This window comes from Paenibacillus sp. 276b (assembly GCF_900107875.1).
GTDB lineage: Bacteria > Bacillota > Bacilli > Paenibacillales > Paenibacillaceae > Paenibacillus > Paenibacillus marchantiae.
In genome coordinates, this window is the sequence record NZ_FNRR01000012.1 from 55722 (window position 1) to 72088 (window position 16367).

Sequence of the window (16367 nt, forward strand, 5' to 3'; positions counted from 1 at the left end):
AGTTGCACTTTATCAATTAGAAGTTCAATTCAGCAATCTGTTTAATCTCGTCTGCTTCGTTAGGTGCAACAGCAATCAACTTATCATATACTGCTTGATCCTGTTGTCCATCCTTAGTCAGAGCAGCAAGGTACCAACGGGCAATTTCACGGTTGGTAGCATCCGACAGATCCTCTGCAATTCCATTCTTAAGAATAGTAGCAGCTCCGGCGGAATCGTTTGACATATATTTCATTTTACCAGCGTTCAGGATCATTGTCGGGGTGAGCTCGAATGGCTGTCCTTGAAGCTGCCCTTCAGGGAGAGTCTTCAGGTGTTCTACACCATCCACAACGTGTTGGTAAGCATCCAAACCTGAAGTGAAGTAGGATTCCCTCTTAGCCGTATCGCCTTGTCCAAGTGCCTGATATCCGAGATCGAACGAGCGGCTGATAAGCGTCTCGTACCAATCCATATCCCAGATGTAGTTGGCAGCATACTCTTTTTGGAGAGCATAGGCTTGGTCAGATTCACCCTTCAATTCGTATAAGCCCATGAGTTGCTTAACCATGCCCTTATTAAATGGCTCCGCTTTGAGACCACTTTGGAGCAATTGTACAGAAGCCGTATAGAACTGATCATCCTGCGTTTGCTGATAGCCCTGTTGATAAAGGGAGGAAAGCATCAGCAACGAATCTGTATGTGTGCTGCGAATCGACAGATCTTTATCGAGTGGCGCTTTGATCTCCTGGAAGTCCTGACTAGTTTGAGCTACCTCTTTTGCCTCATAAGCGTAATGGTTAGCTTGCAGGAAGCGAACAGATATAATGAGCAGGATAATTACAGCTAATCCGGCAATCGCACTGTAGATTCCACGTGCTGTGGAGCCACTAAGCTTCAATCGACGCATCGGCTTAGGGTCCATCGCAGCAGCCATTCCGCCAAGACCAAGGAAAACAAGAATTCCAATAAAGACATAACTCATATTGAAATCAAGGACACTTAGTACCAGAATGGACAGGGACAGGATGAAGTACACAAAATGAGACTCCTGTTCTTCCTCGCTTCTTCTTGCATACGCACGAACATATTGATAGAAAATAAAGAGAATGAATGCCATAAAGATAATAAATCCAATGATCCCAACCTCAACGAGGTATTGCATGAAGAAGTTGTGTGCTTGGGCACTGACATAAGGATTGTTCTGATACTTTTCATACAAGGTGGTCCATGCTCCACCACCGGCACCTATGATTGGATAGTCTGCAAATAGTTTTGTGGCATCTTTATAAAACGTAATCCGTTCGAGCACACTGTGCTGTTGAAAATTGATGTTTTCAAGTCGTGTGCTAATGCTATTGGGCAAAATGTTCCGCACACTCGTACCAAGCAGAAGCACAGCAACAATGACTGTCAACATAACAGACCCTAGAGGAATCCATAGACTGGAGCCCTTTCGGGCTGACCAGGATTGAAGACCATTCTCCAGTCGCGGTGAAATCCAACGCTGGATAACCCAACATACGAGAGCCACAATTATGGATGCAGTAATTAAATACATCCAGCCTTTAGCTACGAGAGAGTTTGAGAATTGTTGTTGCAATTCAAGTCCTGCTGTATTTATTGGATTCAACACAACCAGTGTACCGATTGCAGCTGTTCCACAATAGATAAACCACAGAATTTGCTTAGCAGGTTTCAATAGTAATAACAGGATGATAAAGACAATTGGGAGCATGACAAGACCCGTACGGGAAAGCGTCAGCAATAGCGACAAGATAATTGGCACAAGCATGAAGCCATGCAGTAATTGCGTGTACACTTTTTTGGAACGGATCATACTGAAAATGGTAATAAACAGAAATGCCATCAGGAATGCAGCGTATGTATTAGGATACTGAAATACCGATGCAAGTCGTGGGCCGTTTGAATCGTTCCAGATGGCTTGATTATAGACGCCATTCACGACACCAGATGAGAACCACCCGACTAGCTTGCCTGCAAAACTAAATGCACCCAACCAATTTAGCAATCCAAATCCGACAATTACATATGCAATTCCTATTAAGGAAGATTGTATGATATGATTGGTTTTGTTGTTTTTTAGTAGGTACATAGTCATCACAAAGATCATGGCATAAATACATTGAATAAGAATCATGTTAACTGCCAGATATTTTGATGCTGCACTTACGAGTGACAAGACGTAGGTGAGTGGAAATAATATCACTGCGATCTTAAGCCAATCTTGCTGTGTTTCTAGTTTCATGTGCTTGAAAGAGGCAGCTGCCCAAATAACGAATAGGAGGGTTGTAATTACAACTGCCCAATAAATGGGGCCCTCGTATTGAAGCAATTGCCCATTAAATAACGCAACTTGGAAAGAGGACCAGAGTAAAAATAAGATGAGTCCTATGGTCAATGTCCATAGCAGTGGCGTAGTCGAGTTGCTAGTTGCTTTCCTCGACGTCTTATTAGATTTCCCGTATACTGGATTCGACAAGGTATAATTCTCCTTTTCTTGTAGATACGACAATATTTTATCATAGAACGTTTAGGTTGTCCTATTACGCTTGTAGTAGAAGTATGTTATTTTGAATCTAAATGAAAATATAAAGGACGATTAAATGTCAAATGGCAGAGCTGAAATCAATAATATATAAGATTCTTTACAAGATTGCTGTTAGATTGAAACCCTTGAGTGTTAAGTTTTTTTCAACTAAGGTCAGACAGCAGATTAAGCATAAACTACTTAAGACAGCTTTTCCTTTACAGAAAAATGATGAATCGACGAATTTTAGAGAGGGCATCTCAGGTATAAATCTTGTGGGTTATGCTCGTGCCGAAATGGGAATTGGAGAATCCTGCAGAATAGCTGCGCGGAGTATTACCGCTGTTGATAATATGAATTTTGGAATTATCAATTTCACGGGGACTAATTCAGCCAGAATGAATGATATTACATGGATCCACAAAGAGATTGCTGAACCCAAGTATAATATTAATTTGTTTCATATTAATGCTGAGCAGATGATCGAAGTTTATTCTCAGTATGGAAATTCGATTTTTAAAAACCGTTATAACATAGGATACTGGCACTGGGAACTGCCCGATTTTCCAGATGATTGGAAGGAGAGCTTTAACTTAGTTAATGAAATTTGGGTTCCTTCCACGTTTATTGCAGATTCCATTGCTCAAAAAAGCCCAGTGCCCGTAGTGAAGATCCCACATAGTATTGAAGTTTCCATACAGCATATGAGAGACCGGGCGTACTATAATTTACCGCAGAATGCATTTTTATTTTTAACGATGTATGATTTGAAAAGCTATCAGGAAAGAAAAAATCCGAAAGCTTCAATTAGAGCGTTTCAAACCGCCTTTTTACCGGACGATCAGTCCGTAGGCCTCGTAGTAAAAGTAAACGGAATTGGATATGCACAAAAAGAGCTAGAAGAACTGCATGAAATCATAGGGGAACACAAGAATATTTATCTGATTGAAGAGACCCTTACAAGAAATGATACAAATGCATTGATCTTTGTAACAGACAGTTACATTTCTCTTCACCGGAGCGAAGGTTTTGGCCTAGGACTTGCTGAGGCTATGTATCTTGGTAAACCAGTTATAGGAACAGGGTGGTCGTCCAACTTAGATTTTATGAATCATGATAATTCATGTTTAGTGAGCTATACCCTAGTGCATTTGAAACAAGACTTCGGTCCGTACAAAGCATACCAATATTGGGCTGACCCTGATATAGAGCATGCAAGTTATTATATGCGTAAACTTAATACTGATAGAAACTATTACGAACAGGTATCGTCAAAAGGAGAAGCGTACATTAAGCAGCATTACTCTCCACAAACTATTGGGAAATTGATTCAGAAAAGATTAGAGTATATTTCTATGTGGAAGTTTGGAGGATGAAATGAATATTACATGTGTTATCATGGCTGGGGGAAAAGGTGAGCGTTTTTGGCCTAAGAGTAGAACTAACCTTCCCAAGCAATTTTTGAATATTTCCGGTAATAAATCTATGATCCAGCAATCTATTGCACGGTTGGAGAAGATGATCGATATCTCTCATATATTCATTGTCACGAATGAACTATATGCTGAGTTAATTAAGGCTCAAATTCCTACGTTACCTGCTAATAATATCATCATTGAGCCTGTGGGACGAAATACAGCTCCCTGTATCGGTCTGGCCTCTGTTATTATTGAGGATCGCTTTCCAGACAGCACAATGATTGTAATTCCTTCAGATCACATTATAGAGAACGAAGAGGGATTTATACGGATACTAAAAACGGCTGTTGAAGTTGCCCAGGATAACAAGAATCTAGTTACACTTGGAATCCAACCTACATACCCTGAAACAGGTTATGGCTACATCGAAAGTAGCAATCAAACCAAAGAAGTTAATGAACTCTCAGTTCATAAAGTTAATCAGTTTGTCGAGAAACCGGACTTGGCCACAGCGCAAGCCTATCTAGAAGCGGGGAATTTCTTGTGGAATAGCGGGATTTTTGTGTGGAAAGTTAACACAATTAGATACTATATACAAGAATTAATGCCAGAAATGCATGATATTTTGGAGACCATGAAGGTGGTACTTGATTCAGAAAATCGTGATGAACTGATACGTTCGGAATTTTTAAAGATGCCTGATCAATCTATCGATTACGGTATTATGGAGAAGGTTAGTAACATCTATGTAATTCCATGTGTATTCGGTTGGGATGATGTGGGTAGCTGGACTGCTCTTGAACGAATTAATGAATTAGATGAAAATGGGAATGTGATTCGTGGTAATATCCTCAACCTGGATACCAAGCGTTGTATTATTGAGAGCAATGGTAAATTAATTGCTACCTTGGGCATTGAAGATTTAATTATAGTAGATACTGAAGATGTGACGTTAATTTGTACTAAGGAAAAGGCGCAGGAAGTGAAGCTGCTTCTAAAAGAATTAAGAACGCAGAAGATGGAAGAATATTTATAGGCTTTACGTAATTTGTTGATATATGATAACTGCACAGCAAAAGGAGAACTTAAGAACATGACTAAAAATGCATTGATTACTGGAATCACAGGACAAGACGGATCATACTTGGCAGAATTGCTTCTTGAGAAAGGATACAAAGTATATGGTCTTCGTCGTCGTACAAGTGTACCCATTATGGAGAACATCGAGCATATTAAAAACGAAATTGAATTTATTGATGGAGATCTACTAGATCAAGGTTCTTTGATTCAAGCGGTTAAGAAGTCCAACCCGGATGAGGTATATAACCTGGCTGCTCAGTCTTTTGTTGCGACATCTTGGGATCAACCTGGCATTACTGGACAAGCTACGGGCGTTGGGGTTACCAGTATGCTTGAAGCTGTTCGTTATATCAAACCTGAAGCAAGGTTTTATCAGGCATCCAGCAGTGAAATGTTTGGTAAAGTAGTGGAGACTCCACAAAAGGAAACAACACCCTTCTATCCACGGAGCCCATATGGAGTTGCTAAAGTTTATGGTCACTGGATTACAGTAAACTACCGTGAAAGTTATGATATGTACGCTTGCTCAGGAATTTTGTTTAATCATGAGTCGCCACGTCGTGGTGTGGAGTTTGTTACTCGTAAAGTAACCGATGCAGTTGCACGTATTAAATTAGGACTTCAAAGTGAGCTTCGTATGGGCAACTTAGATGCTAAACGTGATTGGGGCTTTGCTGGTGACTATGTTAAGGCGATGTGGCTGATGCTTCAGCAGGATCAACCTGATGACTATGTTATTTCAACTGGAGAAACTCATACAGTTGAAGAACTTGTACAAATTGCTTTTAACCATGCCGGTCTCAATTGGAGAGACTATGTCGTCATTGATCCTAAGTTCGTCCGTCCTGCAGAAGTTGATCTTCTGTTAGGGGATTGTGCGAAAGCAAAAGAAAAATTGGGCTGGAAGCTTGAGGTTGGATTTGAGCAACTGGTCAAAATGATGGTCGATAGTGATTTGAAAAAGCTTGAGAAATAAGGTGGGGGTGGAAAATGAAAAGAGCATTAATCACTGGAGTCAATGGATTTGCTGGTCAATACCTTGCCGAAAATTTATTGGATAACGGATATGAAGTTTGGGGTGCAGGTAGAAGTGGAAACACAGCCTCTAAAGACGGAGTTGAAAAAATCCAATTAGCTTTCTCGGATATTGAAGATATTACAGAACTTCTTGAAACTATAAAACCTAATGTTATTTTTCATCTTTCTGGACAAAGTTCTGTTAAGAAATCGTGGGGAGACTTAAAGGGAACTTTTGAATCCAATTTATTTGACACAATAAATTTGCTGGAAAGTGTCAAGAATTCAAGTCTAAGGCAAGAAATAACTTTAATTACAATAGGATCTTCTGAGGAGTATGGACTTGGAGTCGTATCTCCAATTACTGAAGAAATGATGCCAGCTCCATCTAATCCGTACGGTCTTTCAAAATATACATTAGGAAACCTTTCTCTGATGTATAACAATACTTTCGGTATGAATATTATTCATACAAGATCTTTTAATCATATTGGCCCTCGACAAGTTGAGGGATTTGTAACAGCAGACTTCGCTAAACAAATAGCGAATATTACCAATGGGAAAGCTGAACGAGTGATACACGTTGGGGATCTTAGTAGTAAACGTGATTTCACTGATGTAAGAGATATCGTTGAAGCATATCGTCTGCTCTATGAGAAAGGTGAAAGAGGACAGATCTATAATGTATGCTCTGGTACATGTATTTCTATTGAGGACATACTGCACATGCTTAGTTCATTTTCAAAATATCCTGTAAAGATCGTAATAGATCCTAACAAGTTTAGACCCAATAACATACCGGAGTATTTTGGCTCAAATAATAAAATTTTTGATGTAACAGGTTGGAAACCTAAAATAACAATAAAACAAAGTTTGCATGATATTTATATGTACTGGCTAAACAAGTAAATATGAGAGTGTATAGGTGGCTTAAGTTATGATAGAAACTTATAAAGAAGTAATAGCATATAGGCAAATGATCATAAGTACCGTGAGGAAGGATCTTCGATCACGTTATAAAGGTTCTTTTTTAGGTTTTTTATGGACTTTTGTTAACCCACTGCTGCAACTTGCTGTTTACTCAATAGTGTTCCCTTTGATTTTACGAAATAATCAAGAGAATTATCCTATGTTTCTTTTTGTGGCTTTATTGCCGTGGTTATTTTTCACCTCTTCAATTCAAGGGGCCACAACAAGTGTGGTGAATGGCGCAAATCTTGTTAAAAAAATTTACTTTCCAAGAATAATACTCCCTTTATCTGTAGTTTGCACAAACTTAATGAATTATATTTTTGGTTTAATTATTGTGTTCCCTGCTCTTCTACTTTCGAAAGTACCCTTGACCTTCAACATACTATGGTTGCCAATTGTATTAATTATTGAATTTATTTTCGCACTAAGTCTGTCGCTTATTTTTTCAGCTCTTTATGTTAGATTTAGAGATTTAGAACATATTGTCGGAATTTTGACAATGGTTTGGTTCTACTTAACTCCTATTGTTTTTGCGATAGATATTTTCCCGAAAATAGTTGCTGATATTGTTGCATATAATCCTATGGTGCCTATTATTAATGCATTTCGCGACGTGCTGTTATATGGAAATGCACCTCACTGGCCTTCTTTGCTTTATGCATTTACAGTAGGTTGTATACTACTGATCATTGGTTTGACTATATTTTTGAAACTTGAAAAGACTTTTGCGGAGGAACTCTAATGATAAGCAATGACTTGGCTATTTCAATAAGAAATGTCAGTAAAACATTTAAAATATATCACGATAAGCCTATTTCTTTAAAGGAAAAATTGCTGAGACTAAGAAGTAACGATTACAGTTATTTTCATGCAGTGAATAATGTTAACATAGAAATAAAGAAAGGTGAAACAGTTGGTTTAATTGGTCATAATGGTTGTGGTAAAAGTACGTTACTCAAGCTTATAACAAAGATTCTGTATCCGGATTCCGGAAACATATCTGTTTCAGGGAAGATTTCTAGTCTTATAGAACTAGGGGCAGGTTTCCATCCTGATTTTACTGGTAGAGAAAATATCTACACCAATGCTGCTATCTTCGGTTTATCTAAAAAAGAAATAAACGAAAAGATTGATGATATCATTAAATTTTCAGAGCTGGGCGAATTCATTGATAATCCGGTAAGAACTTATTCGTCCGGTATGTATATGCGCCTAGCTTTTTCTGTTGCAATAAATGTTAACCCAGAAATCCTATTGATAGATGAAATCCTGTCAGTTGGAGACGCTAACTTCCAGAAAAAATGCTACGATAAAATTGAAAGCTTTAAAAACAATGGTGCAACGATTGTTATAGTAGCCCATGATTTGGGTACAATTGAAAAAATTTGCGATAGAGTGATTTGGATGAACGAAGGACAGATCGTTGAACAAGGTGAACCTGATAGAATAGTTGATTTATATGTGCAACATATGAATCAACAATTTGTTGAACGACGACAACAAGAATTTAAAGAAGAACATAATAATGTAGAAAGCGATGAAAACTCTCAAATTATCGATGACAGTGCAACAGTAAGTTCGTTAGAGTTTTCTGGCGATAATCGCTGGGGTTCAAAAGAGGTTGAAATTCTAACTGCTAGATTAGTTAATAGCAATGGTGAAAATACAAACGTTATTTCAGCGGGCGAATCATTCTCAATTGAAATAGAATATAAAGTTAATAAACCTCAAAAAGAATATATCTTTGGAATAGGTTTTTACACTTCAGATAAGGTGTTAGTTTATGGTAACAACACTGAAATTGGAAAATTGAAAATTGAAAATATAAAAAAACAAGGCACAGTAAAATTCACTGTAGACAGATGTGATTTACTTTCTGGAAACTATAAGCTTAATGTGGCAATTGTTGATGGGGATCATAGGGCGTTGGATTTCATTAAATTTTATATGGATTTTACTATTGTATCGCTCGATAAGGCAGTAGGATTATTTTCGATTCTGCATAAATGGGAAATTAATTGATAGTATTTTTGCTTATAACTGAGGTGGAACATAATGGACAAAGAATTCAAAAACATTGAACACAAAGTAATTTATAAAAAATTAATTAATGGATTAGAAAAACGTAGTGAAATACAGAATCAAGCTCCAAGTTTCGATCATAGTGATCATTTAAGTAATCATTTCACTGAACTCGACAAATATATAAATAATATGCTAAAACTTAGGGAAAACTTTGCATATAGATATCTACACTCGCAAAGAAAGTTTATTGGTCCATTGATTGTATTTGGAAAGAAAATAATTAGAAAATTATTGAAATGGTATATAGAGCCGGTAGCATACCAACAAACAGAATTTAACAACAATGTAACCTCTTCTATAGGTAGAATAACTCAAGTTATCGTGCCGCTAAATAACCAAATGAAAAGTACTAAGCAAGTGCAGCATAGTTTTGAAGCAAGTATACACAACCTTGAAGAAAAGACAGAAATATTAACAAAGATGATTCAACAACAAGCTAATGTAGTCGAAGAGTTCGAAAAACAAAAAAATGAATTGGAAAATCAGATTAATTGTATTGAGAAACAAAATTCAATCTATGTTGAAAGACTAGTTCAAGCAGAGGAAATAATAGAAAAGCTAAATGTCAGCAACTTATTCAATAACGATCATGATTCTTTCTTTAATAAAAAAACTTTTGCTCAGTCTGGAGAAGATAGTATATTAGCGTATATTATTCATGTACTAGGAATACCTTTTGATCAAGTGAATTATATCGATCTAGGAGCAAATCATGCTAAAGAGATGAGCAATACTTTTTTCTTTTATAACAAAGGTTCACAAGGTGTTCTGGTTGAGGCTAATCCTGAACTTATTCCTGAATTAAAGTTTCATCGCCATAGAGATATTGTTTTGAACAAATTAGTAGACACAAGCTCGAATAATAAAATTGAATTTTACATTTTAAGTGGCGATGGATTGAGTACACCTGATAAGGACTCCATCTCTAAAATACGTGAGATTAATCCTAATATTGAGATTGTTGACACTAAACTTGTGGAAACAATCTCATACAATGATATTGTTGAGAATTATCTTGGGAAATCACCAACTATTTTATCTATTGATATTGAAGGGAAAGACATCGAAATTATAAGATCAATTGATTTTGATAAATATCGTCCTGTTCTAATTGTAATAGAAATGATAAGCTATGATGTTTTTTTAAACTATCAAACTAAAAATTCAGAAGTGTATAATTTTTTGAAAAGTAAAGATTATGAAGAATATGCTTTTACCGGTATTAATTCAATCTTTATTGATCATATATACTTGAATAATGCAAGGAGAAAATAATGTATGAATATTGCAATTGATGTGCTGGCTATTTTGGGACCTGATTCAAAAAATAGAGGTATTGGAAACTATAACACAAGTCAATTTAATAAATTATTTGAAAAGGATAAAGAAAATAATTATTTCTTGATTAATTTCTATGAGAATGTTGAGTTAAAGAATATTTTGAATTATTCCAATAATGTTAGAGAGTTTTATTTCTATCTAGGACCTAATGGATTGTTAACAAAAAACAAAGATTTTAAAGGGATTATCGGAGACTTAGTTAAAAGGTTTATAAAAGAAAATAATATTGAAGTTTTTTATATAACATCTCCATTTGATAGGAATATGTCTTATGAAATGGAATGGTTCGACAATGTAAAAGTAGTGGCAACGGTTTATGATATAATCCCTTATCTCTTTAAAAAAAGATATTTAAGTGATAAAAAATTTTATGATGAATACATGAATTGGGTAGAGAAAGTTCGTAAGGTTGATAAGATACTAGCTATATCTCAGAGCGTTAAAGATGATCTTGTGAAAAATTTTCATATTGAATCGGGAAAAATAGAGATAATATATGCTGGGACAGATGATTGGTTTAAAAAAATTAATGTTACCGAAGCAGAAAATTATGCTATTCGAAGTAAATATAATATTAAACAAGATTATATTATGTGTACAGGTGGGGACGACGATCGAAAAAATATTGCAGAATTAATATATTCATATTCACAGATGCCAAGGAAGTTAATTGATAGATATCAATTAGTAATTGCATGTAAGCTCAGCTCAGCCTCAGAAGAAAGATATTATAATCTTGCTAAAAAAAATGGAATAGAAGGTAGAGTTATCCTTACAAATTTTGTCCCGTTAAATGAATTAATTTCCCTGTATAATTTAGCTCATATTCTTGCTTTTCCATCACAATATGAGGGATTTGGATTGCCGATAGTAGAAGCTATGGCATGTGGGACTCCAGTGATTACCTCTAATAACTCGAGCTTAGCTGAAATTGCTGAGGGGGCTGCTGTGCTTGTTGATCCTTTCGATAGTAGAGACATCACTAGAGGATTAATTGAAATATTAGAAAAAACAGATTTAGATGAACTAATTAATAAGGGCTTCGAACGGGTAAGAAGGTTTACTTGGGACAAAGTGGCAGACGATACGCTAAATGCCCTGACTTCTTTAAAGGAAAAGAAAGCTCAATATGAGATTACAGGAAATAAAAATAAAATAGCCTTTTTCACCCCTCTCCCTCCTTTAGAATCAGGGATTGCTGATTACAGTGTTGATATTATTAAAGGATTGTCTGACTATTTCGAAATAGATATATACATTGATAAAAACTATAAGCCTATCTACGAATTCGATTCTAATGTGAAAGTACATGTATATGAGAGTTTTATTACAAGGGAGAATGAATATCAAGATATAATTTATCAAATGGGAAACAGCGAGTATCATGCTTACATGATTGACTTTATTCAAAAATCCCCAGGGACTTTAGTGCTCCACGATTACAATTTGCATGGCTTAATTTATCATCTGACTGCTGCTAAAGGTGATTTTAAAGCATATAAACAAATCCTACTTGAGGATTACGATAAAGAAATTACTGAAACTTATGTAGGTGAATTAGTTGATGGTCGAGGTAATCCACAATTATATGATCTTCCACTGAATGGAGTAGTAACTAATTATTCAAAAAAAATAATAGTTCATAGTGATTATTCCAAGAAGTTGTTATTGGAAAAGAATGTTGGTCATAAAGTGAATAAAATACATCATTACGCCCGTATTAAAAAACAAAATAAAGTACGTACTCGGGCCAAATTAAATATATCTACCGATTCTGTAGTTATTTCAGCCTTTGGTCATATTCATGAAACTAAAAGAGTTTTCCCTATTTTGAATGCATTTAAACAGTTAGCTGAAGAGTTTGGAAATTTATATCTATATTTCGTAGGTAAACCAGCTCCTCATATTAAAGGACCACTTACAGATTTTCTAACAGAGAATAATTTAACTGACAAAGTTATTATTACTGGCTATAGCAGTCATGAAATCTTTGAAGATTACATGGATACAGCTAATATATGTTTAAATTTGAGATTTCCTTACAATGGTGAAACGTCTGGAAGTTTAATGAGAATGCTAGGAAAAGGGAAGTGCGTTCTAGTCAATGACCTTGGAAGTTTTTCGGAAGTACCTGATGATGCTTGTGTAAAGCTTACAAACCCCAAAAACTTATCGGTTACCGAAGAATCTAATATGATTTATAAAAAATTGAAGGAACTAATTAATGATCCTGGGAAAACTGATATTATTTCGAGAAAAGCAATAGAATACGCCGAAAATCATCTGAATTTAGAATTGATCTCTAAAAAATATACAGATTTTTTGAAGGATAGTAGTAAATCATTACTTAATGATCAGTTACTTGATATTTTAATCTTCAATCTTAATAGAGATTATTCAGATAAAGAAGTGGATTTTTACGAGTTGGCCAAAACCCTTTCATTTTCAAAAATGTAATTATAATATGAATATATTACTAGGAGCGTGAAAACCTCAATTATTGTCGAGAGACGTGTAGGGTGGCTAGAGATACGAATGAGACTTTTCGTGGAAAACTCTATTTCGAATGATGGATAAAAACGCAGTTGTATGAAGTATTAAAATAAGAGAGAAAGACTCATGACTCGCCGAAAGGCGACCCTTATCCTGCAAATTTCTCCATCCACTAGACCTCGATAAATAAATGATGAGGGAAAGCCGAAAAATACTGGGAAGCTACGTGGGTGGCTGATGTAGTCATCCACTTGTGTTATTTCATACATTTGTTTTTCCAGAAATCTCCATGCTTGGTCGTATAGTTTTTTATCTTTAATCAACATTTTTTGGATAAATGTATACTAGGAAGAGTAATCCGAGATTACTCACTCGGCGACTTCTCTTATCGAATCTCAGGATAGACCTGTTCTCTGTCAGAAGAGCGCGAATTGCATATCGTATCATACACCCGGTCCTTTAAGACTGTTAATTTAGTCTCTTTAAGTGTCGTATCCATGAACCGAATCATGGTCCTTACCTCCGGTCATTTCGAAGGGAAGCAGGTTATTTAATGTTTGACTCTCCCTGCCAATGTCCGATGACTTGCTTTGCCCCTCTCTTTCCGGCGGAGAAAGCTGTTGTATGCGGACTTCCAATAAGGAAAGAGGTGGGTGAAATGCATCAAAGTCCCTAAACTATTTATATAATATTCATTAGTTTTAACAGCTCCTTGCTGACAACTAAAATAAGCAATTCAGAATCACTAACTCAGAATTATAGTAAGGAGTAATATGTTTTATGAAAAATCTTTATTTTTTGTTTGTTTTGTTATTTTCATTCATTTTTGTATACGGTAGATTCTTACTGATGAATTCAAAAGGTTTAGATTACTCTTTTGAATCTGTTCTAGGACCTGTGTTAAAAGATATCATATTTTTATTATTGCTTGTAGCTTTGTGCTATTGGACAGGTAAGCTGAATAAGTGGTTACCATATCTAATATCTGTCCCCTTTATTGTGTTTCATTTGGTGAATATCGAATATATCTACGCTATGAATAATGTTGTTAACCTTAAAGATATCTCATATGCTTCCGACACTGAATTCCTAAAAGGTTCACTGTCTGGTTTTAATTTTCCCTTATACTACATTATTATAACGATCTCTTTAATAGGCACATTGGTCACTGGGAATTTATCCACAAGTAATTGGGTGAATAGTAAGAAACGTAAAGGTTACATTATCTCTGGTATTAGTGTACTTATATTACTAATGGAAAGTATTCTTGTTTTAAATTCTTCAAATGATTGGAAAGAAAGCAACTTTACATACGCTTCCTTGAATAATAGCGTATTTAATTTAATCGCTTCCTATAAGGATGAAACTATAGTAGAGTACCCCGTGGATATTGAAGATAAAATTAATAGCTCAAAAAAAATAGATAACGGGAACTTATTATTAAGTGATAGTAAGATGTCTTCTAAAAACGTACTTATTGTTACTATGGAAGGATTAACAGGAGCTTATGTTCCAGAAATTCAGAATTATTTTGGCATAGATAATACAGTGAAAATGAAAAGTTTTGAAAAAATAAAAAATCACAGCATAGTTGTACCAAATTTTCTGACCCATAATAACCAGACAATTCGAGGATTGTACTCTTTATTAGGTGGTGATTATCCAAAGTTAGATGCCTCTACGCCGAAAGCATATGAATATATGGGGATTGAAGAAGCGTCTAATAGAAGTAAACTTTTACCACAACTATTAAAAGATAAAGGATATAATACAGCGTTTATTCAAGCAGCTCCCATAGAGTTCATGTCGAAAGACCAATTCATGAGTGCTGCAGGTTTCGATACTATAATTGGTGAAGAAGGCTTTTCTTATAAGGAAGTGCCTTTTGCTTGGGGAGTAGATGACAAAGCTTTTTTTAAACAAGCACAAGATTATTTGAATGAGCTTAATAGTAAAGGGGAGCCATGGTTTGCCACTTTACTAACAGTGGGTACTCATCATCCATATGCTGTCCCTGATGAATACTCGTCAAAATATTCTGATCGTAAAGAAGCTTCGGTCAATTACTTAGATGATTCTCTGTCTGATTTTATTGATTATATAAATGCTTCTGATTTTGCTAACGACACCTTGGTTTTATTCGTGTCAGATGAGTCTCATGGTGTTGATAACCAGCCTTATGGCTCCAATTGGGGGATATGTATAGCATATGCACCTAATATTCAAAGTGCAAAATTAAACACAGATGTCTTTGGTCACAAGGATATACTTAATTCCGTCATGGATTTTATAGATGCAGCAGAATGGTCGAGCAACAAAGGAAGGAGTATATTTAGAGAATACAATGAAGATAGTCCTGTAATATTCGCTACACATTATAATGGTGAAGTCTTTTATTCCACTCAGAAAGGTATAGTATATCAGGTGAATAACAAAAATGAGTTGTACAAGATAGAGTCAAACAACCATGAGATGTTTGCAACAAAATATTCAACTTCATTTATAGATGATGAAAGATTAAGAGATGAAATACTACTTTATAAAAAATATACTAGCAGTTCATTAGGAGCAAACGATAAAATTAATATAATATCTAGCAAGGAATTTGACGTTAAAACTAATCAAGGATATACAATTACTGAAGGGCAATTTATCACTTTACCTGCAAAAAAATATGTTACTATAGGTTTTGATTATGAAATAGTTAATCCGGAACCAGATGATTCCTTACGATTTATAGTAGAAACAAACGAAGATAAAATAATCAGAAAAACCGTTACTGACAAGGGCCACTTGAATTACAATTTTTACAATGAAGAAAAGCAAAGTGGTTATAGTTTCAGCTTGGATATGACACCTTTTTTATCGAGTTTGGAGGATTCAAAAAAGGTGAAAATAAACAATTTAATTATGAAATTTGAAAGTGAGAACTCTAAGGAAGAATCCATTCAATTTGACACCTATGATAAAGGTTCATTAAATAATATGACTAATTTAATTCCATTTATGAGTACTCAACTTGGTGCTCATCCAACTGAAGAAAATCATATTAATATCCTTTCGGAAGCAAATGGTGTTTTTCTTGTCTATGGTCCTTATCTTACTTATCCAAAAGGAAAGCACTCGCTCATATATAAATTTAAAATGAATGAACAATACAGTAATAAAACAACCTTACTAACTTTAGATATATCAACAGATGGGGGGGAGAATATAGTAGCTATACAGAACTTTTCACCAAGTGATTTCAAACGTGATGGGGAATACTATATCGCTGAATTGCCATTTGAAATTGATGGTGATGTAAGTTTGGAATTCCGGTTGCGGGGTCAACAAAATTTGGATTTAGTGGTGGAAGAAATTTACACCACCACTCGTAAATAAATGATATTAATATGTGATTAACTTTACCGATATATTTGAGCTTTAAG

Annotated in this window: 10 protein-coding genes; 9 read left to right on the plus strand and 1 reads right to left on the minus strand. The window is 35.3% G+C overall.

Going from position 1 to position 16367, the window contains the following annotated elements:
- Positions 1–16: 16 nt before the first annotated feature.
- Positions 17–2482 carry an O-antigen ligase family protein gene (locus tag BLV50_RS31025; protein ID WP_090811910.1) on the minus strand — a complete coding sequence of 822 codons (2466 nt, stop codon included), beginning with the start codon at positions 2480–2482 and terminating at the stop codon, positions 17–19.
- Between the two features lie 131 nt (positions 2483–2613).
- Between BLV50_RS31025 and BLV50_RS31030 the strand changes: the two genes are divergently transcribed.
- From BLV50_RS31030 to BLV50_RS31070, 9 genes are all read left to right on the plus strand, one after another.
- Entirely contained in the window at positions 2614–3906 is a 1293-nt protein-coding gene (locus tag BLV50_RS31030; protein ID WP_090811912.1) for a glycosyltransferase, read from the plus strand.
- Between the two features lies 1 nt (position 3907).
- A complete protein-coding gene (locus BLV50_RS31035) occupies positions 3908–4984 on the plus strand; it encodes a mannose-1-phosphate guanylyltransferase (protein WP_090811913.1) in 1077 nt (358 codons plus the stop codon).
- Between the two features lie 57 nt (positions 4985–5041).
- Positions 5042–6004 carry a GDP-mannose 4,6-dehydratase gene (gmd, locus tag BLV50_RS31040; protein WP_090811914.1) on the plus strand — a complete coding sequence of 321 codons (963 nt, stop codon included), beginning with the start codon at positions 5042–5044 and terminating at the stop codon, positions 6002–6004.
- Between the two features lie 14 nt (positions 6005–6018).
- Positions 6019–6954, plus strand: coding sequence for a GDP-mannose 4,6-dehydratase (locus BLV50_RS31045; RefSeq protein ID WP_090811915.1), 936 nt, complete (start codon positions 6019–6021; stop codon positions 6952–6954).
- 28 nt (positions 6955–6982) lie between these two features.
- Positions 6983–7759 (plus strand): ABC transporter permease, encoded by a 777-nt coding sequence (locus tag BLV50_RS31050; protein ID WP_218135457.1) that lies wholly within the window; start codon positions 6983–6985, stop codon positions 7757–7759.
- On the plus strand, positions 7759–9039 hold the full coding sequence (locus BLV50_RS31055; protein WP_090811916.1) for an ABC transporter ATP-binding protein: 1281 nt from the start codon (positions 7759–7761) through the stop codon (positions 9037–9039). The genes BLV50_RS31050 and BLV50_RS31055 overlap by 1 nt, the downstream gene beginning before the upstream one ends.
- A gap of 33 nt (positions 9040–9072) precedes the next feature.
- Positions 9073–10377, plus strand: coding sequence for an FkbM family methyltransferase (locus BLV50_RS31060; protein WP_090811918.1), 1305 nt, complete (start codon positions 9073–9075; stop codon positions 10375–10377).
- A 3-nt stretch (positions 10378–10380) separates the two neighbouring features.
- Positions 10381–12900: a glycosyltransferase gene (locus tag BLV50_RS31065; protein WP_090811922.1), complete on the plus strand. Its 2520-nt coding sequence runs from the start codon at positions 10381–10383 to the stop codon at positions 12898–12900.
- An 816-nt stretch (positions 12901–13716) separates the two neighbouring features.
- The gene (locus BLV50_RS31070) at positions 13717–16320 is read left to right on the plus strand and encodes an LTA synthase family protein (protein ID WP_090811924.1); all 2604 of its coding nucleotides are present in this window, start codon (positions 13717–13719) and stop codon (positions 16318–16320) included.
- The last annotated feature ends 47 nt before the right edge of the window (positions 16321–16367 follow it).